The organism is Nocardiopsis changdeensis (assembly GCF_018316655.1).
Lineage (GTDB): Bacteria > Actinomycetota > Actinomycetes > Streptosporangiales > Streptosporangiaceae > Nocardiopsis > Nocardiopsis changdeensis.
Genome location: NZ_CP074133.1, coordinates 5432539 through 5453105, shown reverse-complemented (window position 1 = coordinate 5453105; position 20567 = coordinate 5432539). Strand labels below are relative to the sequence as shown.

The following is a 20567-nucleotide window of genomic DNA, read 5'->3' as shown; positions in this document are numbered from 1 at the left end:
GTCCGCCGGGGCGTCCCGCCGCAGGCCATCGCCCCGGGTGCTCAGTCGGTGACCGGGTGTTCCTGCTCCGGTCGCGGGGAGGGGACCCGGCCGTCCCCGGCGAGGAGCCGGGCGGTGTCCAGGCGGCCCGGCCCCGGGTCGGTCGAGCCCGGTACCTGGTCGTGGCCGAAGTGGCCGCCCCGGGCCCAGACCCGTTCCCGCTCCGGTGGCGGGGCGGTCCCGGTGCCGGGCGTCCCCGCGGGCCAGGTCCGCGGAACACCCCAGGAGCCGAGCCAGGACAGCAGCGCGTCCCGGCCGCGCATCGGGCCGCGGGTGAAGGGCGCGGACCGGTGGGCGACCACGGCGACGACCAGGCACACCCGCCCCTCGTCGCCGTGGTCCACGCGCAGCCCGTGGTGGCGGGTGGAGCCGGGGGAGGGGGAGGCCCGCCGGGTGGCGGGCAGGATCTGGACGGTGTCGCCCGTCAGCGGGTTCCACACCAGGTGCACGGTCCGCCCCGCGGACACCAGCCGCCCGGCCTCCTCCCGTGCCGACCGCACGGCCGGATCCGTCCCGGTCACGGTCCACACGGCGCGCGGGGCGCCGGTCCCGGGCGGGGAGTGCGCCCGGCCGCCGTCGATCCGCTCGGCCTCGGGCATCCACGCCTCGGACATCGCACTCCCCCCAAGGGGTCCGTCGTTCCCGGCCCTCTCTGTGTACGCCGGACGGTCGGAGAAGTCCATGGAGGCCGGGACCCGTGGAAGCCCGGAGGGGGCGGCGGCCGCATCGGCCACCGCCCCCTCCGGCGCGCTCCCGCACGCCCGGACCCCCGCGCTCCCGGGCCCGAGTCCCCGGGCCCGGTCCCCGTCAGTCCTCGGGCTCGGAGATGCGCAGCGAGAACGCCCTGATGAAGATGTCGCCGATCTCCGTCGGGTCCTCGGTCATGTACGAGGCGCCGCCGGTCGCCGCGGCGATCTCCTGGAGCGGCTCCAGGTTCTGCACGTCGGGGCCGAACGCGATGGTGATGATGGGGATCGGCCGGGACGGGCTGGCGATCGCCTCGATCTGCGTCAGCAGCCCGTCCAGGTCCAGGCCGCCGGGGTTGTCGTTGTCCCCGTCCGTCAGCATCAGGATGACGTTGTTGCGGTCGGGCCGGTAGGTCCGCGACATCTCCTGGTACGCGGCCAGGTAGGTGTCGTACAGGGCCGTGTCGCCCTGGGGCAGCGGCTGGAGGGACCCCAGCGCCTGGGACAGGACGGCGCGGTGCTCGCTGCCGTCGTCCGCCGTGGCCTGGAGCTCGCGGATCGGCGCGATCTCCTGGTAGTGCAGGTTGTTGTTGACGTTGGTGGAGAACTGCCACAGGCCCAGCTCGGAGCTGGGGGTGAACATCTCCAGGCCCTGGGTGGCGGCGGCGCCGGTCACCTGCATGCGGGTCATCCCGGTGCCGGGCACCTCGGCCAGCATCGACCCGGAGATGTCGACGATCGCGAGCACGCGCGAGTCCATCTTCATCTGGTTCCAGGTGCGGGTCAGGTCGGTGATCGAACCCTCGGAGGGCGTCGCCAGCTCCTCGGGGGCGGCCTCCAGGAAACCGTGGTCGCCGCTGAGCACGGAGGTGTCCACCTCGCCCTCGGGCCCGCGGAAGCCCTCGGCGAGGATGTGCCCGCGCGCCGAGTCCGAGCGGATCGCGGTGCGGAACTCCTCGGCCGCGCGGGTCAGGACGCTGTCCTCGGTGCGGACGAGGTAGGGGTAGTCGAGGTAGTAGGTGCCGCCCTCGAGGTAGTCGACCCGGACGGCGTTCTCCTCGTAGGCGGAGTTGTAGCGCCAGGCGGCCTGCTCCGACATCACCATGAGCGGCGGGGCCTCCTCGCCGCCGCCGCTGAGCGCAAGGAAGGCGGCCTCCTCGTCGGCGGAGGCGCCGCGGTGCAGCGACTGGAGGGCGGCCGTCATGGCCGCGTTGAAGGTCTCGGCGTCGGGGCTGGCCTCCTCCAGCGCGCCGTTCAGCAGGTAGAGGGTGCCCAGGCCGGTGGAGCTGCGGGCCGGGTCGACGACCCGGACGGTGCGCTCGGCCTGCTCGCCGGGCGCGGCGGTGGGCACGACGTCCATCCACGTGGTGGGCGCTTCGGCCTCCTCGGCGTACGCGGCGAGCTCGGTCACCACCAGCGGGCTGCGGGCCACGGAGGTCCCGGTGTCGGTGAGGACGGCGTCGCCGGACTGGCTCTGGACGATGCGCGGCCACACCGAGGAGTCCGGGATCCACACGTCGGAGTCGGTGTCGCCCATGGTGGCGCCGGAGCCGGTGATGCCGAAGGCGACGTTGGCCGAGTCGACCTGGCGGACCTCGACGTGCACGCACCGGCCGTCGACGGCGGTGTCGGTGAGGTTGAAGTCGCGGGCGACCGCGTCGACGGCGGGCGCCAGCTCGGGGCTGACGGCCACGTCCAGCCGGATGTCGGAGCCGCCGCACCCGCCGGAGTTGCCGAACATGTACACGCCCACCCCCGCCAGGCCGACGACGATCACGAGGGCCGCGGCCAGGGCGGCGAAGGCCCCGCCGCGTCCGCGGCGGCGCCTGGACCGACCGGGGGCTTCTTCTGCGTATCTTCCGCGGTGACGTCCCACAGCTTTCCTCACGGGGTGGTGTGTTCGGACGAGGAGTCGTCCTGGGGGATGGTGCCGTTACTGGAGTGGCCCGCCGGCGCCGGTACGGGTGCCGGAGCGGGGCGGACCGGTGGGCCGGGACCGGGAGGGCGTCGGTCCGACCGCAAGGGTGTTACTGGTGGGAAAGGTACTCAACCTTCCGGAGCGGGTGGAGACGGTATGTACAGGTCCATTGCGGTCACATGGTGCCGTGACCCGCACCGCGCCCCCGTGCAGCCCCCGTCACCCTGGGGGATCCGCCCCCGGCGGCGACGACCCCTCCCGGCGGGGCGGTCCGGCCGGAAACCGATTCCGATACGGAATCGAGACCGTCCCCGGTCGGCCCGCGTCCCGGGGGCGCCCCCGGGGCACGGCCGGTCCGTACCCGAGGGGGCGCACGTCAGTTGTCGCAATCGGGCACGCAGAGCCGCCGCGAGATCGAACTGAGGAAGATGTCGCCGATCTCCTCGGGGTCGTCGGTGACGAACAGCGAGCCGCTGGTCGCCGCCGCGACCGCGCGCAGCTCCTCCCGGTCGGCCTGGTCGCCGAAGGCGATGATGAACAGGCTCACCGGCCGCTGCGGGTCGAAGCGGTCCTGTAGGGCCGCCACGAGCTCGCCGTGCGACAGGTCGCTCGACCCCGCGTCCCGGCCCGCGGTCAGCAGGATGACGCTGTTGATCTTGTCCTCGTCGTAGACGGACTGGACCTCGTCGTAGGCGGCCAGGATGTTGTCGTAGAGCCGGGAGCCGCCGCCCCGCACGTCGATGGTCTGCGCGATCTCCATCAGCTCCTGGCGCCGGGTGACCTCGCGGCCGTCCTCGGCGTCGCCCAGGCCCTGCATGTCGGCGGACTCCTCGCGGCCGGACTCCCCGTACTCCTCCGACATCAGCCACAGGCCCATGTCGGTGGCGTCGGGGAACAGGCCCAGGCCCATCAGCGCGGCCTGCCGGGCGGCCTCCATCCGGGTCGCGCCGTCCGCGCCGTCGAGGTCTCCGGCCATGTCGGCCGAGACGTCGGCCAGCACCAGGGTGCGGGTGGGCATGGACAGCCGGTTCCAGTCGGTGACCGAGGCCAGCAGGGCGTCGCCGGTGAGGTCGCCGTGGACCCGGGGCGCGGCGGCGGTGATCCCGGGCAGGTCGGCCAGGGCGCCGGACGCCTCCCCGCCGGGGTCGCGGAAGCCCAGCTCCCGCAGGCGGTCGCGGTAGGCGTCGCCGCGCAGCACCTCGTACAGGTCGGCAGCGGCCGAACGCAGCGAGGGGGTGTCGGTGGTGGTGACGTAGGGGTAGTCCAGGGAAACGGTCCCCTCCCGGGGGTAGTGCGCCCGCAGCCGCGGCGCGTCCCCGGCGCGGTTCGCGTTGTAGGCCGCCACGGCCTGCTCGGGGACCACGATCACCGGGGCGGGGCGCGTCCCGTCCCGGGCGCCCCCGGTGAAGAAGGCGGACAGGTCGATCTCGCCGAACGCGCTGTCGGTCTGCACGTCGCGCACGAAGTCGGTCATCGCGGTGTCGGCCTCGTCCCCGGTGCCCAGGTGGCGCCGGACCGCGTGCATCACCGCCATGCCGTCGACGCCGCGGTTGGGGTCCACCATGACCAGCGGCCGGTAGGGGTCGCGTTCGCCGGGCAGCACGACGGTCCAGTCGGTCTCGTCGGGGTCGGGCATGCCCTCGGTGCCCTCGGGGGCGGCCAGGACCACCGGGGAGGAGGCCAGCGAGGGCGGGTCGGTCTCGATGCCGCGGGTGCCCCCGGCGGACATGCGGGCTAGCTCCACCCAGGCGGAGGACTCGGGCACCCACACGTGCGGGGTGATGGTGGAGTCCGCGCCGGGGCCGCCGGCCAGGGCGGTCATGATCCGGTGCGGGGCGATCTCGTCCACCTGGGCGTACACGCAGTCCCCGTTGTACGACGGGCGCCCGGCGTTGAACTCGGTCGCCGCCTCCCGCAGCATCGGGGCCAGGCTCTGCGTGGCCGACACCCGCAGGTAGCGGGTGTCACCGCAGCCGAGCGCGCCGATCCCGAGGGGGACGGCGACCGCGGCCGCCACGACGAGGGCGACGACGAGGGCGCTGATCCCCAGCGGCGAACGCACCAGCCGGCGGGTCGTCGCGAAGGTCGGTGAGCTGAGTCGGTGACGTCCACTGGGCACGGGCACTCCGGGGCGTTGCCGCGGCCGTTCCCCGCGGGGCGCGGCGGGGTGTGCGGGGGAGCCGGCGCGGACAGGGGACAGGGACACGGGGTGCGGCGCCGGGCACCCCGGACGGCGGGAGAGTGAACCATCGCGCGCCCGGCGGCGTCACACGGGGTGGAAAGGGTTCATAACACCCTACGGCCTCTATGACCTGAGCCACTCTCCGTCATCGTCATCAGGACCTTACTCGTTGGTAACGCGGGAACGGAAGAGGCGGTGGGACCGGACGGAAGGGCACCCGGACCGGCTCCGCCCCCGCGGCCGACGGGGCCTCCCCCGACCCGAGTGGGGTGATCTCTTTGTTACCGTGCTCACCGGGGAGCACACCCGTGTTCCCGTTAGGCTTAGGCCCCGCTGCAGGAGTCCGCCCCGGCACATGCCCCCCATGGCCGCCGGCGCACACCGCGGAACCTCCCGTGACCGACGACCCCCGAGGGTTTTCGCATGTCCCTTGATCGTGATCACCGGCGCCGAGGAACACTCGGCACCGCTCTGCTCGCCGGCGCCTGCTGTGCCGGCGCGGTCGCCTACGGGGTGATCGTCGGCCCGTCGATGCTGCCGCCGCAGCAGGACGTGCAGGCCGCCACCGCGCTCAGCCCCGACCTGGCCGGGCTCGACCCCGAGCCGGACGGCGAGGAGGCGAGCGCGCCGCGCGGGCCGATCGGCACGCTGGAGATCCACGTCAGCGACCGCGACCGCGCCTGGGTGCAGACCCTGGAGTGCACCGGCGACGCCGAGGAGGACGCGCAGGCCTGCGCCGACCTGGCCGCCGTCGCGGCCGAGTTCCACGGCGAGCCCGCGGGCAGCGCCGAGCACCCCAGCTCTGGCGAGGAGGAGGCCGAGCCGACCGAGGAGGCGGCCGACTCCGAGGTGATCGACGGGGTGCCCGTCGAGCCCACCACCGCCGCGCTGCCCGGCAGCGAGTCGCTGTTCACCGAGGTCAGCGAGGGCACCGTGTGCACCGACAAGCTGTACGGCCCGCAGGAGGCCACCATCGTGGGCGTCTGGGAGGGCCACGAGGTCGAGACCACGCTCACCCGCAAGGGCTCCTGCGAGGAGGCCCGCTGGCAGCGGCTGCGCCCCCTCACCGACCAGATCATGTGACGCCGCGCCGCACCACGCGGTGCGGTGCGGTACCGCCCCCGGCGGCGCCGCGGGCACCGCGCCGCGGCGTCCCCGGCGACCGGGGATAATCGTCGTCCATGCACGTCATCGAGATCGACGACCCCGCCGACCCCCGGCTCGCCGACTACACCCGGCTGCGGGACGTCAACCTGCGCCGCCACCTGGAGGCCGAGCACGGCCTGTTCATGGCCGAGGGGGAGAAGGTCATCCGCCGGGCCGCGGCCGCCGGCTACGGCCCGCGCAGCTTCCTGCTCACCCGGCGCCGCGCCCACGCCCTGGCCGACCTGGTCGCCGACGCCCCGCTGTACCTGGTGTCGGAGGAGACCGCCGAGCGCCTGGTCGGGTTCGACCTGCACCGCGGCGCCCTGGCCGCCTTCCACCGCAGGCCGCTGCCCTCCCTGAAGGAGGTCCTGGCCGGCGCGCGCGGCATCGTCGTGCTGGAGGACTTGGTGGACCACACCAACGTCGGCGCGATCTTCCGCAGCGCGGCGGGCCTGGGGGTGGACGCCGTCGTGCTGGCCCCCCGCTGCGCCGACCCGCTGTACCGGCGGGCGGTCAAGGTGTCGATGGGCGCCGTCTTCACCCTGCCCTACACCCGGCTCGACGACTGGTACGGCGGCCTCGACGAGCTGCGCGCCGCCGGGTTCCACCTGATGGCCCTCACCCCCGGCGAGGGCTCCCGGCCGCTGCGCGAGGCACTGGCCGGGGTCGGGCCCGAACACGGCGTGGGCCTGCTGCTGGGCACCGAGGGCGACGGCCTGTCCGCCCGCTGGCTGGAGCGCGCCGACGCCCGCGTCCACATCCCCATGTCCGGCCGCGACGTCGACTCCCTCAACGTCACCGCCGCGGCCGCGATCGCCTGCTACGAGCTGGCCCAGCGCGGCGGCGGCATCGAGCACCGCGGTGGGACCCGGGCCTGACCGGCCCGGATAGGGTGGCGGCGGACACACGCGGAAGGGGAGGGCCACTCATGGCAGGCCGGGCACTCGTGCAGTGGGAGGAGAACCGCCGCAACGCGCCGGAGGCGCTCACGGTGGACGTCTACGCCGGGGGGCCGGCGCCGGACGGGCTCGACGGGGTCGGCTTCTACCAGGTGCCCTACGCCCCCTCCACCCAGGGCGTCGACGAGCGCCTGGACATCATCGGCCGGATGCCCCGGCTGGAGGTGCTCCAGCTGACCTCGGCCGGGTACGAGCACGTCCTGGACCTGGTCCCCGACCACGTCACCCTGTGCAACGGGCGCGGCCTGCACGACGCCAGCACCGCCGAGCACGCGCTGGCGCTCATCCTCGCCGCCCAGCGGGACCTGCCCCGGTGGGCGGTCGACCAGCGCGATCACCGGTGGGGCTCGGCGCCGCTGCGCTCCCTCGCCGACCAGCGGGTGCTCATCGTCGGCTACGGCAGCATCGGGCAGGCCGTCGAGCGCCGCCTGCTGCCCTTCGAGGCCGAGGTCGTGCGGGTGGCGAGCCGGGCCCGGCCCGAGGAGGACGTGCACGGCGTGGACGAGCTGCCCGGGCTGCTGCCCCACGCCGACATCGTCGTGCTGGTCACCCCGCTGACCGAGCGCACCCGGGGGCTGTTCGGCCCCGCGGAGTTCGCGCTGCTGCGCGACGACGCGCTCGTGGTCAACGTCGGTCGCGGCCCGGTCCTGGACACCGGCGCGCTGCTGGCGCAGAACGGGCGGGTGCGCGCGGCGCTCGACGTCACCGACCCCGAGCCGCTGCCGGCGGACCACCCCCTGTGGGACGCCCCCGGCGTGTTCGTCACCCCGCACGTGGCGGGCGGGTCCGCGGCGTTCTACCCGCGCGCCCGCGCGTTCATGGACGCCCAGCTCGCCCGCTGGGCGGCCGGGGAGCCGCTGGAGAACGTGGTCCGGCCCGGCCGCCGGTAGGGGCCGCGCCCCCTGCCCGGCGGGTCGGGCCCGGGCGGCCGCGGACCGTCGGTACCGCGGACCAGAATGGGCGCATGAGGATCGCGGTGGTCGCCGACGGCGAGGGCGGCGGACGGTTGCGGCCGCTGGACGGGGACGGCCCCGAACGGCGGGTCGACGACCTGGCCGCGGCCGTCCGCGCCGCCGAGGCCGACCGGCCCCGCTGGGTGTGGGCCGACACCCGCGACGTCTACCCCGACCTGGTGCGCGCCGGGGTGCGGGTGGAGCGCTGCCACGACGCGGCGCTCGTCGAGGCGCTGCTGCTCGGATACGAGGGGCGCCACGGCGAGCCCCGGTCCCTGGGCGCCGCCTGGTCCCGGCTGCACGGGCGCCCGGTGCCCGCGGACCCCCACGAGCCGGCGGGGGAGGGCACGGCCGCCCAGCCCGCGCTCTTCGAGGCCGACCGCTCCACCCTGCCGCCGGGCACGGACCGGCTCGACGCCCTGGCCGAGGTCCACGCCGACCAGCGGCGCCGCCTGGCCGCCCTGCCGCCCGGCATGGACCTGCTGGCCGCGCTGGAGTCGGCCGGGGCCCTGGCCGCCGCCGAGATGTCCCACGAGGGCCTGCCCTGGCGGCCCGACCTGCACGACCGGATCCTCACCGGCCTGCTGGGAACGCGGCCCCCGGCGGGGCGCCGCCCCCCGGTGCTGGCCGACCTGGCCGCCCGCATCGGCGAGGCCGTCGGCCGCGAGGTCAACCCCGACTCCCCGGCACAGGTCCTCAAGGCCATGGCGTGGATCGGCCACCCCGTCACCTCGACCCGGGCCCGGGAGCTGGAGCGGATCGAACACCCGGTGGTGCCGCTGCTGCTGCGCTACAAGGAGCTGTCGCGGCTGCACTCGGCCAACGGCTGGGCCTGGCGGGACGCCTGGGTGGACGAGCGGGAGGGCCCCGACGGGGTGCGCCTGGGCCGCTTCCGCCCCGACTACGTGGTGGGCGGGGTCGTCTCCGGGCGGTGGGCCACCCGGGGCGGCGGCGCCCTCCAGATCCCCAAGGCGGTGCGCGGCGCCGTGCGGGCCGACCCCGGGTGGGTGCTGCTGCGCGCCGACGCCGGGCAGCTGGAGCCGCGCGTCCTGGCCGCGGTCTCGGGGGACACCGCCCTGGCCGAGGCGGCCGCCGAGGACGACCTGTACGCCCGCCTGGCCGTGCACACCGGCGACGACCGGGCCCGCGCCAAACTCGGCCTGATCTCCGCCATGTACGGCCAGACCGGCGGGGACGCCGCCCCGCTGCTGGCGCTGCTGCGCCGCCACTACCCGCGGGCCCTGGAGTACGTGGACGCCGCCGCCCGCACCGGCGAGCGGGGCGGGGTGGTGCGGTCCTGGCTGGGCCGCACCTCGCCCCGGCCCGCCGGGTGGGAGCGGCGCACGTCCGGCCCCGACGGCGAGCGCCACCGGCGGGCGCACGGCCGGTTCACCCGGAACTTCGTGGTGCAGGCCGGGGCGGCCGAGTGGGCGCTGGTGCTGCTCGCGTCGCTGCGGCTGTCGATGCCCGGGGCGGTGGTGTTCTTCGTGCACGACGAGGTGCTGCTGCACGTGCCCCGCGAGCGGGCCCGGGAGGCCGTTCACGCGATCGATGCCGCCAGGGAGCGGGCGCGCACTGTCCTGTTCGGGGACACTCCGGTACGATTCCCCCTGGCTGTGACCGTTGCAGAGGAGTACGAAGACACCCCCCGACCCCCCATGACCCCCTGACCGGCCCGTACCGGGACGTTCGATATCGGACGGCGTGGGCTTCTTGCAAAGGCGTTCAGGTACACCCATTCTTGGACTCGGAACGTCATCGGAAAGGCGCGCGCCGTAGGGGTCCCCCACACCCCGGGTCGTTCAGAGAAAGGGCGAGACATCCCCGTGCGGAGCCGTAGATCTGCTTGCACCACGGCGGTCCTGGTGGCCGCCTTCACCGCGTTCGGGGCGGCTCCGGCCTGGGCCGACCCCGTCGTCGAGGACCGACCCCCCATCAGCGAACAGGCCGACCCCCTCGCGTCCGGGGGATCCGACCCCCTCCGGGACCCGCAGGCCTCCGCCTCCCCCGAGGTCGCCGACCCCGACGACCTCAGCCACAGCGCCTACGTGGCCCCCTTCCGCGAGGCGCGCAGTATCGAATACTTCGTGGTCGCCCAGGAGACCCTGCCCGCCGAGGCCGTGGACGCGGTCCGCGGGATCGACGGCGTCGAGCACGTGCTCACCGTGGACGCCGCCCGGGTCCTGGTCGACGAGGAGGCCATGTCCGTGCTGGGCGTGGACCCCTCCACCTTCCGCAACCACGCCCCCGAGCCCTCCGCCGAGTCCGACGACATCTGGCAGGGCGTCGCCGAGGGGCGCATCGCGCTGTCCAAGGACGCCGGCACCGAGCGCGGGCTGGAGGTCGGCGGCGACGTCACCGTGACCGGCGGCCGCGGCGACGTGCCCCTGGAGGTGTGGACGCACGCCACCTCCGGCATCGCCGGGATCGACGCCCTGGTCTCCCGGGAGACCGCCGCCGAACTCGGCATGCCCGAGGGCAACGCGCTGGTGGTCTCGGCCCCCGGGGCCGACCCGTGGGACCTGTACGAGGACCTCGGCGGGGCGCTGGGCGAGGACGTGTCCGTCCAGCTGGTGGGCGACGCCCCCGAGCCGGCGGGCGACGGCGAGGCCGTGCCGCCGACGGTCATCGAGCGCGTCATCGCCAACGCCGAGTCCCAGCTGGGCGTCCCCTACGTCTGGGGCGGCACCACCCCGGGCGTCGGGTTCGACTGCTCGGGCCTGCTCCAGTGGGCCTTCCGCGAGGCGGGCGTGGAGATCCCGCGCGTCACCCACGACCAGTGGAACGCGGGCGAGCGCATCGCCTTCGAGGACATGGAGCGCGGCGACCTCATCTTCTGGCGGTCGGACCCCACCGCGCCCGACTACATCTCGCACGTGGCGATCTACCTGGGCGACGGGATGATGCTGGAGGCGCCGCGGACCGGCCTGGACGTGCGCGTCACGCCGGTGCGCACCGCCAACTACGCGGGCTCGGTCCGCGTCCACACCTGACCGCGCGGCGGAACGCGCGGGCCCCGGCCGTTCGGCCGGGGCCCGCGTGCGTTCCGGAGGGGACGGGCCTGTCCCGCCACGACCGTGGCCTCCTCGACGAAGCCGCCGAGGAACCCGACACCCGGCCCCGCAAGACGTCGGGGTGGGACTCCCCGTCCCGGCGTCCTGCGGGACTCGTCTCGGCAGGCAACCGATCACCGTGTGGCAACGAGCGCTCGAATTCGCCGGCCCCGGGCGGAGGCCCTCGGACGGCGGGGCGGTGTGTCCGGGAAAGGCGGTGGGCCGTGGCGCCGCCGGTTCGGCGGCGCCACGGCCCACGGTCTCCTTGTCCGAAGGACCCGGCCGGGAGGGGAAGGCAGGCCTCGGTTCAGGAGGGGGTTGACAGGGAGCCGCTGAGGGAGGGGGAGACAGCGTGCCGACCCTGTCGGGATGGTCCTGGGGTGTGACGACGGCGTTCCGTCGCACAAGGACTACATAAGCAGCGAGCGGGCGATTTGGCAAGAGGCACGATCAAGGCAGGCAAGTGGTCCCAAACCAGTCTTAACGTGCAAAACGATGATTCGGATGTCCGTTTCGTTTCCGTTCGTCTCAGCGCCCGGCGGCGTATCCCTGGGAGCCCCGCGCGTCGGCCGCCGCACGCAGCTCGCCGGTCTCCGGATCGCGGGCCACGGCCGCCAGCCGCCCCAGCGACCACGGCTCGGACACCTGCACCCGGTGCCCGCGCCGGCGCAGCTCGGCGATGACGTCCTCGCCCAGGCCCGGCTCCACGACCAGGTCGCCCGGGACGGTCTCCCGGGGGTGGAACGAGCTGGGGAAGGCGTTGGTGTGGAACATCGGGGCGTCCAGGGCCTCCTGGAGGTCCTCCACCCCGTTGAGGATGCGCAGCAGCGCGGTGAAGGTCCACTGGTCCTGCTGGTCGCCGCCCGGGGTGCCGATCGCCAGCACCGCCTGGCCGTCCTCCCGGGTGACCAGGGTCGGGGACAGCGTGGTGCGCGGCCGACGGCCCGGTGCCAGGGCGTTGGGGGACTCCGGGTCGAGCCAGAACATCTGGGTCCGGGTGCCCAGCGGGAACCCGAGCGCCGGGATCACCGGGGAGCTGGTGAGCCAGCCGCCGCTGGGGGTCGCCGACACCATGTTGCCGCGGGAGTCCACCACGTCCACGTGGCAGGTGTCGCCGCGCTGCACGGTGGGCTCGCCGAGGGTGCGGTCCGCCGGGGCCTCCTGCGCCAGGTACACCGGCGGGGTGAAGGGCGTGCGCCCGGCCACGCTCCCGGGGCGCTGGTCCAGGGACGCGCGGCCGTCGTCCACCAGCGCCGCGCGCGCCGCGGCGTACTCGGCGGACAGCAGCTCCTTGAGCGGGACGTCGGTGAAGTCGGGGTCGCCGTACCAGGCCTCGCGGTCGGCGAAGGCGAGCTTGGCCGCCTCGGTCACCCGGTGCACGAAGTCGGCGCCCTCGCCGCGGGTGCCCAGCGCCTCGGCCAGCCGCAGCTGCTGGAGCATGGTGGGCCCCTGGCCCCAGGGGCCGGTCTTGTGGACGGTGTGGGCGCCGTAGGTGACACTCGCCGGCTCCTCGTACGTGGCGCTCCAGTCGGCCATGTCCTGGGAGGTGAGCAGCCCCCGCTGCGGCTCCCCGGTGGAGGAGGGCACCGGCACGGCCAGGAACGCGGCCACGGCCTCGGCCACGAAACCCTGCGACCAGCTGCGGCGGGCCGCCTCGATCTGCGCCTCGCGGTCGCTCCCGGCGGCCTCGGCCTCGGCGATGATCCGCCGGTAGGCGGCGGCCAGGGCGGGGTTGCGCAGCCGGGTCCCGGCGGCGGGCACCCGGCCGTGCGGCAGGTAGACCTCGGCGGAGCCGGTCCAGTGCCGGGCGAAGACGGGCTCCAGGGCGGCGACCGCCGCGGAGATCCGGTCCAGCACGGGGTACCCGCGCTCGGCCAGGCCGACGGCGTGGTCCAGGACGTCGCGCACGGTCAGGGTGCCGTGGTCGCGCAGCAGCAGCATCCACGCGTCGAAGGCGCCCGGTACGGAGGCGGCCAGCACCCCGCTGCCGGGGATGCGGTCCATCCCGGCGAACGCCTCGATCGTGGCGGCGGCGGGCGCCACCCCCTGGCCGCACAGGACGCGCACCGGCCCGCCCGCGGCCTGGAAGACCACGGGGACCTCGCCGCCGGGGCCGTTGAGGTGGGGTTCGACCACCTGGAGCGTGAAGCCCGCGGCGACCACGGCGTCGAAGGCGTTGCCCCCGCGTTCGAGGACGGACATGCCGGTCGCGCTGGCCAGCCAGTGCGTGGACGCGACCATGCCGAAGTCGCCTCTGAGCTGGGGACGGGTGGTGAAACGGGCCATCGGAGGGGCCTCCAGGGGTAGCAGAGGTGGGGGGAGCACACCGTACGCGGAACGGGATACCGGTCCGCGCAGGGTGACGCTACAGCACGCCCCGAGGGCGGGGGGAGGGGTCATGGGATGGGAGGAGGGGTGGACACGCGAACGCCGGGGGCCCGAGGGCCCCCGGCGCCGGTCGGCGTTCGATCACTGCTGGGCCGGGACGCTCCAGGGCAGGGAGTCCCACAGCTCGCGCCACTCGTCGTCACCGATGGTGTCGAGCTCGGCCGCGGCGGCCTCGGTGCCGTCGTCGGCCTTCTCGGTCCCGGTCTCGGACCCGGCGGCCTCGGTGCCCTCGGCGGCCTCGGCGGCGGCCTCGGCCTCGGCGGCCAGCTCGGCGATCAGGTCGGAGATCTCCGCGATGACCTGCTCGACCTGGGCGCGCTCCAGGTCGTTCTCCTGGGCGCAGGTGTCGACGGCGGCGTTCTTGTCACCCTCATCGCCGTAGTACCAGACGGTGGCGAGCAGGCGGTCGCGCTCGGCGTCGTCCAGGTCCTCCTTGCCCAGGGCCTGCTCGACGAACTCGCCGCTGTCCTGGGCCAGCTGGGACTCGTCCAGCCCGGTCTCACCGGCCTCGAAGTCCACGAACCGGTCCAGCAGGCACTCCTTGACCTCGCGGGAGCCCGTGCCGGGCAGGGTCACGGCGTCGTCGACCGGGGTCTCGGGGGTCTCCACCGGGACCTCGGGGGTCTCGACGGGAGCCTCCGGGACCTCGGGCAGCTCGGGCGCCTCGCCGACGACCTCGCCGACCGGGGCCCCGGGGACCTCCGGGGTGCCCGGGCCCACCGGGGCCTCGGGGGTCTCCACCGGGGTCTCGGCGGGCAGCTCGGGCGTCTCGACCGGGACCTCGGGGGTCTCGACGGGCGCCTCCGGGGTCTCGACCGGAGCCTCCGGGACCTCGGGGGTCTCGGGGACCTCCGGGGTCTCAGGGGTCTCGACGGGCGTCTCGACCGGGACCTCGGGGGTGTCGACGGGCGCCTCCGGGGTCTCGGGGGCCTCCTCCACGACCTCCTCGGCCGCGTCCTCCGGGCCCGGGCTCGCCCCGGCCTGCTCCTCGGTCCCCTCGGCGGGTTCCTGAGCCGGCTCCTGGGCCGGCTCCTGGACGGCCTGCCCGGCGGCCCCGGCCTCCTCGGTGACCTCCTCGGCCATCCGGCGCAGCTCCTTGACCTCCCAGCGGTCCGGCTGCAGGTGGGCGGCCACGGCGACGCCGGGTCTCTCCAGCCAGAAGAGGTCGCCGGTCTCCTCGGACAGGTAGGCCCCGTCCTCGAAGGCGGCGTCGCCCTCCACGAGCTCCAGCTCCCGGTCGGGGATGTGGCTGTACCGGCTCTTGCGCAGGTCGTCGAGGTCCTGGAGGGCCTCGGACCGGATCACGGACACCCGGCCGAAGAGCTGGTCGGGGCCCTGGACCCAGGAGAGCTGGGACTGGCGCCCGCCCTGGCGGTCGGTGACGGAGGAGGCGTTGATGCCGTACCTCTCCAGACCGGGGGGCAGGTACCCGATCTCGTACCCGTCGAGGCTGTAGGAGGACTGGCCCTGGCGGACGACCGGCCAGCTCAGCTCCCGCGCGTCCTCCTCGTCCGCGAGGGCGGACCCGGCGAGTCCGACCGGACCCGCGGCGGCCAGGGCGACGACGCCGAGAGTCGCGACCCACCTCGTGCGGTGCTTACGCATAGTGTTCCTTCCCATCGACTACTAATAGTGATAATTGCAGGGCTCTGCGTAATTATCGAGGGTCTCAAGAGCCAAAAATGTAACATGAAGTCATCAAGTGAATGCATACTGTGATAATCGGTGGGAGGCGGACAACATGACCGCGGGTCGTTCCCGCGTGCTCCGCACCCCGTAACCGGGGGGTCACCGAAAGCACTCAGGCTTCGGTGTCGAGGAACCCACCGATACGTCCGTCCACGCGTACCTGGGAGGCCCGGTGCACCGCATCGGCATCGTCTTCGGAGTCGTCTCACTCGTTCTCGCGGTCAGCGCCCCCATCGCCGCGTCCGCGGTCCACGCCCCCGGGCTCGACCCGCTGGGCACCACCACGGAGCCCGTCATCGTCCAGCACGCCGACCCCCAGCGCCCGATCATCGCCGTCTCCCACCGGGGGGCCGCCGGCCACGCCCCGGAGAACACGCTCGCCGGACTCGACGCGGCGCGGCGCTTCGGCGCGCTGACCGTCGAGATCGACGTCCAGCGGACCAAGGACGGCGAGCTCGTCCTCCTGCACGACGCCACTCTCACCCGCACCACCGACGTCGAGGAGGTCTTCCCGGACCGCGAGTCCCGCCTGGTCGCCGACTACACCCTGGCGGAGGTGCGCCGGCTCGACGCCGGGTCGTGGTTCTCCCCCGAGTTCGAGGGCGAGCCCGTGCCCACCCTGGGCGAGGCGCTGGACCGCATGCGGGATCTGGACCTCAACCTCTTCCTGGAGATCAAGGAGCCGGCCCGCTACCCGAGGATCGAGAGGGAGATCGCGGTCGAGCTGCTCAGACGCCCGGCCTGGCTGGAGCACAACCCCGCGTGGGAGCCGCGCCGCCTGGTCGTGCAGAGCTTCGACTGGGAGGTCACGCGCTCGTCCAAGCGCCTCCTGCCCTCGGTCCCGCACGCCCTGCTCGGGCGGGTCCCCGAGGACCGGCTGTCGGAGTTCACCTGGGCGCACATGGTCAACCCCAACCACACCACCATCGACGAGGACTACGTGGAGCTGCTCCACGAGCACGGGTACGAGACCATGCCCTACACGGTCAACAGCCGGGCCGCCATGGACGCCGTCCTGCGCATGGGGGTGGACGGGTTCATCACCGACTACCCCGACGCCGGACAGCGCGCCATCCGCGACTTCCTCGACGACGAGGGCCGTGAGGGCGAGGACCGCGACGACACCCCGGAGCAGGTCGCGACGCCGCTGCTACCCGCGCCCCTGGTGCCCGTTCTGCACTAACCGCTAGATTGCGTGGAGACCCACGAGCAGGAGGCGGAGCCACGTGAGCGACCGGTCGGACATCGGAGAAGTCGTCGACTGGCGGACGAAGGGGGTGTGGTGGCCGGGGGACCCGGTCGCCGCCGCCGACTTCGCCGCCCGGCGGGACCGGTTGTTCGACGGGCCGTTCACGTGGCCGCTGCTCGTGCTGCGCGAGTCCGCGCTCGCCCGCAACACCGCGGCCCTGGCCGACTTCACCCACCGCCACGGGCTGCTGTTCGCCCCGCACGGCAAGACCTCGATGGCGCCCGCCCTGCTGGACCGCCAGCTGGCCGCGGGCGCCTGGGGCATCACCGTCGCCACCGCCAACCAGGCGCTGGCGGTGCGCCGGTTCGGGGTGCGGCGGATCCTGCTCGCCAACGAGCTGCTCGAACCCGGGGTGATCCGCTGGGCGGCGGACGAGGGCGCGGCCGACCCCGGCTTCGAGTTCCTGTTCTACGTCGACTCCCCCGAGGGGGTCGCGGCCCTGGCCGAGGGCCTGAAGGGCGCCGAGGGCGGCCGTCCGCCCGGCGTGCTGCTGGAGCGCGGCGTCCCGGGCGGCCGCACCGGGGTGCGCACCCGCGAGGAGGTCCTGGAGCTGGCCCGCGCCGTGGCCGCCGTCCCCGGGGCGGGCGTGTCCGGGGTGGCCGGGTACGAGGGACCGCTCTCCGACGCCGACGGGGTCCGCGGGTTCCTGCGGGACCTGCGCGGCGACGCCGAGGCCCTGTCGGCGGCCGGGTTCTTCCCGGGGCGGGCGCAGCCGATCGTGACGGTGGGCGGGAGCGCGTGGTTCGACCTGGTGGCCGAGGAGCTCGGCGGCATGGTCGAGGCGGTCCCGATCCTGCGCAGCGGCGCCTACATCAGCCACGACGACGGGCTGTACCGCCGCCTCACCCCCTTCAACCGGCTGCCCGAGGGCGGCGACGCACTCACCGGCGCCCTGGAGCTGTGGGCCCGTGTCCTGTCCGCCCCCGAGGAGGGGCTGGCGGTCGCCGGGATGGGGCGCCGCGACGCCGGGTACGACCAGGACCTGCCGATCCCGCGCGTCCTGCGCCGGGCCGACGGCACCACCGTCCCCGCCGAGGGGGTGACGGTGCGCAAGTTCGACGACCAGCACGCCTACCTCGACGTCCCGCCGGGGCTGGGGGTGCGTCCGGGCGACCTGATGTCGTTCGGGATCTCCCACCCCTGCACGACCTTCGACCGGTGGCGGAGCATCCCGGTGGTCGACGACGCCGACACGGTCGTCGACGTCGTCGCCACCTACTTCTGAGCCCTCCGGCGCGCCCGCGGCCCGCGCCGCGGGCGGCCGGGAGCCCCCGCCGTGGAGGGGGCGCCGAAGTTCCTCGCCGCGGCCCGCGCCGCGGGCGGCCGGGAGGCCCCGTCCCGCCCACCCGGGCCGGGACGGGGCGGGGGATCAGCCCCAGCCGTGGACGCCGGGACGGGTGTGCCAGGGGCGCGGGCCGTCGAGCGGGCGGTACTCCACGCCCGCCGCGTCCAGGCGGGTCAGGTGGTGGACCAGGCGCGGCTCGAACTCGGCGTAGTCGCGCGCGTCGGCGGACCACACCTTCTCGGCGAACGCCGACAGCCGCGGGAAGACCATGTAGTCCAGCCGCCGCGGCGTGTCGATGTGCTCGGTCCACACGTTGACCTGGGCGCCCAGGACGTGCCGGGCCTCCTCCTCGGTCAGCGAGGCCGGGACCGGCTCGGCCAGGTACACGTCCTCCGTGCGCAGCAGGGTGCCCACCCGGATCGGCTCGTCGTCGGACTCCGACTGCTTGTAGTCCAGGTACGAGGTGGCGGTGGGGGACATGACCACGTCGTGCCCCGCCCGGGCGGCCGCGATGCCGCCCTCCTCGCCGCGCCAGGACATCACCGTCGCGCCCGGCGCCAGCCCGCCCTCCAGGATCTCGTCCCAGCCCACCAGGCGGCGCCCGCGCGCGGTGAGGTGGTCGTCGAGCTGCCGGATGAACCAGCTCTGCAGCTCGTCCTCGTCGGCCAGGCCCTCCTCGCGGATGCGCCGCTGCGCGCTCTCGCTGCCCTTCCACTGGGTCTTGGGGCACTCGTCCCCGCCCACGTGGAAGTACGTGCTCGGGAACAGCTCCAGCAGCTCGTCGATGACGTTCTTGTAGAACTCGATGACGTCGTCGGTGACCGCCAGCACCTCCTCGAAGACGCCCCAGCGCTGCCCCACCGGGATCTCGCCGGCCTCGCCCAGCTCGGGGTAGGCGTGGATGGCGGCCTGGGAGTGCCCGGGCACGTCGATCTCCGGGACGACGCTGATGTGCCGGGCGTCGGCGTAGGCGACGATCTCGCGGATGTCGTCCTTGGTGTAGAAGCCCCCGTGCGGGCGCTCCTCGAACTCCGCCTCCTGCCCCGGCCGGGGGGTCCCCAGCTGGCTGCGGGTGCGCCAGGACCCCTTCTCGGTGAGCTTCGGATAGCGGTCGATCTCCACCCGCCAGCCCTGGTCGTCGCTGAGGTGCAGGTGCAGCACGTTGAGCTTGTGCATGGCCAGGAGGTCGATGTAGCGCAGCACCTCCCGCTTGGGGACGAAGTGCCGGGCGGTGTCCAGCATCAGCCCGCGCCAGGCGAACCGGGGGGCGTCGGTGATCCGCACGGCGGGCAGCGTCCACTCGGTGCCGCCCAGGGGGGCGTCCCGGTGGGCCTCGGCGGGCAGCAGCTGGCGCAGGGTCTGGGCCCCGTAGAAGACCCCGGCGGGGTCGTTGCCGACGATGATCGCGCCCTCGTCGTCGACGATCAGCCGGTAGCCCTCGCGGCCCAGGCCGGCCCCCGGGTCCACGCTGAGGCGGATCTGGCTGTCCTCGGAGCCCGTGGCGAGCGGCAACCCCGTGGCCGCGCCGAGTTCACGCTGGAGCCACACGAGGGTGCCCCGGGCTTCGGGGTCGGCGGACACCCTGGTCGCGGCGGTCAGTGTCAGCCCACCCTCGTCGCCGGGCACCAGCTGGGCGGGGCGCGGGATGACGGGTCGGGAGTCGAGGAGGGAGGGGGAGGTATCAGGCACGGGTGGGCGCTCCTATCCGGTCTAGACCAATAGGGGACATGGTGCCATGGAGGCCGCCTCCGGCGCAGCACCGTTCTTCGAGCGGTCGGGTCCGGACCGCGCATTCCGGCCGCCCCTTACCCGGTTTTGACCGCTCCCGGCCCTTACCGCACCGCCTTTCGCGGAAGGGCTCCGGACAACGGCCCGGCGTGTCCGATCCGCCGAAAAGCGTGCGGGGACCGGCTTCGGTGGATGCTGGGGGAGGAGAACCCCCCAAGGGGGTGGGGTGCGTACCACACCCCGAGAGGGGCGCTGGCGTCATGGCCGGAGCGGAGCCCCGCCCGTAGCGTTGTTGGACGCGCCCGGAGCCGCCCGGGCGCCGGGAGGAGACGACGAGTGGCGCAGGCGACGACGGGACCGCGGCGGTCCGCCCCCCGGGGGTGGTGACGGTGGTCTGGTCCGTCCTCATCGCCGTGACGGGGGCCTTCGCGCTCGCCCTGGGCTCGGCCCTCCAGGAGCGCGACGCCGTGCGCGCCCCGGGGGGCCAGGTGGCCCGCGCCGGGTTCCTGCTGCACCTGCTGCGCCAGCCGCGCTGGCTGCTGGGCACCCTGGCCGCGGGGGTGGGCGTGTGCCTGCACCTGCTGGCCCTGAGCGGCGCTCCGCTCACCATCATCCAGCCGATCGGCGTCACCGGGCTGCTGTTCGCCATCGTCCTGTCGGCGCTGTTCAACCACCAGCGGGTGCGGACCTCGCAGATCATCGCCGGGGTCGCCGTCATGGCCGGCCTCATCGGCGTGCTGTGGATGTTCCCGCACGGCGCCGACCTGCCGGTCATGTCCACCCGGGCCGCCCTGGTCCTCACCGGGACCACCCTCTTCGTCGGCCTGGCCGTGTTCTTCACCGCGCACTGGATGCGCAGCGGCGCCCGGGCGATCGTGCTCGCGCTGGCGGGGGGCACGGCCCTGGGCGCCACCTCCGGCCTGGCCCGGGTGATCACCGCCAACGCGGTCGTCGACTGGACGACCGTCTTCGGCTGGCTGACCGTGCTCGCCCTGGTGCTGGCGGTCTTCGGCGGGCTGCTCATGCAGAACGCCTACCGCACCGGCCACTTCGCGGCGGCCTACGCGACCCTCCTCATCACCGACCCCGTGGTCAGCGTGGGGATCGGCGCGATCCTCCTGGGGGAGGGCGCTCCCGAGACGCTCGCGGCCCAGGTCGGAGCGCTCGGCTTCACGGCCCTGGCGATGGCCGGGACCATCGCCCTGGCCCGCACCCGGCACCGCAACCCCGAGGCGAAGGGGGCGCACACGCACACGAGCACGGCCCGCACCCGCGACCGCTGAACGAAGGAG

General features: G+C 74.6%; 14 protein-coding genes. 8 read left to right on the top strand and 6 right to left on the bottom strand.

Annotation, left to right across the window (positions count from 1 at the left end; all coding sequences use genetic code 11):
- Positions 1–41: 41 nt before the first annotated feature.
- From KGD84_RS24660 to KGD84_RS24650, 3 genes are all read right to left on the bottom strand, one after another.
- Positions 42–653, bottom strand: coding sequence for a hypothetical protein (locus KGD84_RS24660; RefSeq protein WP_220562753.1), 612 nt, complete (start codon positions 651–653; stop codon positions 42–44).
- Positions 654–846: 193 nt separating this feature from the next.
- Positions 847–2601, bottom strand: coding sequence for a substrate-binding domain-containing protein (locus KGD84_RS24655; RefSeq protein WP_220562752.1), 1755 nt, complete (start codon positions 2599–2601; stop codon positions 847–849).
- A gap of 418 nt (positions 2602–3019) precedes the next feature.
- Positions 3020–4762 carry a substrate-binding domain-containing protein gene (locus KGD84_RS24650; RefSeq protein ID WP_220562751.1) on the bottom strand — a complete coding sequence of 581 codons (1743 nt, stop codon included), beginning with the start codon at positions 4760–4762 and terminating at the stop codon, positions 3020–3022.
- A 486-nt stretch (positions 4763–5248) separates the two neighbouring features.
- Here KGD84_RS24650 and KGD84_RS24645 point away from each other — a divergent pair, with 486 nt between their 5' ends.
- From KGD84_RS24645 to KGD84_RS24625, 5 genes are all read left to right on the top strand, one after another.
- Positions 5249–5908, top strand: a complete 660-nt coding sequence (locus KGD84_RS24645; RefSeq protein WP_220562750.1) for a hypothetical protein — start codon at positions 5249–5251, stop codon at positions 5906–5908.
- 98 nt (positions 5909–6006) lie between these two features.
- Positions 6007–6849, top strand: coding sequence for a TrmH family RNA methyltransferase (locus KGD84_RS24640; RefSeq protein ID WP_220562749.1), 843 nt, complete (start codon positions 6007–6009; stop codon positions 6847–6849).
- A gap of 50 nt (positions 6850–6899) precedes the next feature.
- On the top strand, positions 6900–7820 hold the full coding sequence (locus KGD84_RS24635; RefSeq protein WP_220562748.1) for a 2-hydroxyacid dehydrogenase: 921 nt from the start codon (positions 6900–6902) through the stop codon (positions 7818–7820).
- 74 nt (positions 7821–7894) lie between these two features.
- Positions 7895–9553 (top strand): bifunctional 3'-5' exonuclease/DNA polymerase, encoded by a 1659-nt coding sequence (locus KGD84_RS24630; protein WP_220562747.1) that lies wholly within the window; start codon positions 7895–7897, stop codon positions 9551–9553.
- A gap of 156 nt (positions 9554–9709) precedes the next feature.
- Entirely contained in the window at positions 9710–10876 is a 1167-nt protein-coding gene (locus KGD84_RS24625; protein ID WP_370634572.1) for a C40 family peptidase, read from the top strand.
- A gap of 588 nt (positions 10877–11464) precedes the next feature.
- Here KGD84_RS24625 and KGD84_RS24620 read toward each other — a convergent pair.
- Together KGD84_RS24620 and KGD84_RS24615 are read right to left on the bottom strand one after the other, a co-directional pair.
- Positions 11465–13222 carry a gamma-glutamyltransferase family protein gene (locus KGD84_RS24620; protein ID WP_220562746.1) on the bottom strand — a complete coding sequence of 586 codons (1758 nt, stop codon included), beginning with the start codon at positions 13220–13222 and terminating at the stop codon, positions 11465–11467.
- Positions 13223–13405: 183 nt separating this feature from the next.
- Positions 13406–14929, bottom strand: a complete 1524-nt coding sequence (locus KGD84_RS24615) for a ribonuclease E domain-containing protein (RefSeq protein ID WP_220562745.1) — start codon at positions 14927–14929, stop codon at positions 13406–13408.
- Between the two features lie 256 nt (positions 14930–15185).
- Here KGD84_RS24615 and KGD84_RS24610 point away from each other — a divergent pair, with 256 nt between their 5' ends.
- Together KGD84_RS24610 and KGD84_RS24605 are read left to right on the top strand one after the other, a co-directional pair.
- Positions 15186–16196 (top strand): glycerophosphodiester phosphodiesterase, encoded by a 1011-nt coding sequence (locus KGD84_RS24610; protein WP_220562744.1) that lies wholly within the window; start codon positions 15186–15188, stop codon positions 16194–16196.
- Between the two features lie 43 nt (positions 16197–16239).
- A complete protein-coding gene (locus tag KGD84_RS24605) occupies positions 16240–17487 on the top strand; it encodes an alanine racemase (protein WP_220562743.1) in 1248 nt (415 codons plus the stop codon).
- Positions 17488–17631: 144 nt separating this feature from the next.
- Here KGD84_RS24605 and KGD84_RS24600 read toward each other — a convergent pair whose 3' ends face one another.
- Positions 17632–19236, bottom strand: a complete 1605-nt coding sequence (locus tag KGD84_RS24600; RefSeq protein ID WP_220562742.1) for a beta-N-acetylhexosaminidase — start codon at positions 19234–19236, stop codon at positions 17632–17634.
- A gap of 428 nt (positions 19237–19664) precedes the next feature.
- On the opposite strand from KGD84_RS24600, the gene KGD84_RS24595 reads away from it, so the two are divergent.
- Positions 19665–20558 carry a DMT family transporter gene (locus KGD84_RS24595; RefSeq protein WP_220562741.1) on the top strand — a complete coding sequence of 298 codons (894 nt, stop codon included), beginning with the start codon at positions 19665–19667 and terminating at the stop codon, positions 20556–20558.
- Positions 20559–20567: the final 9 nt, after the last annotated feature.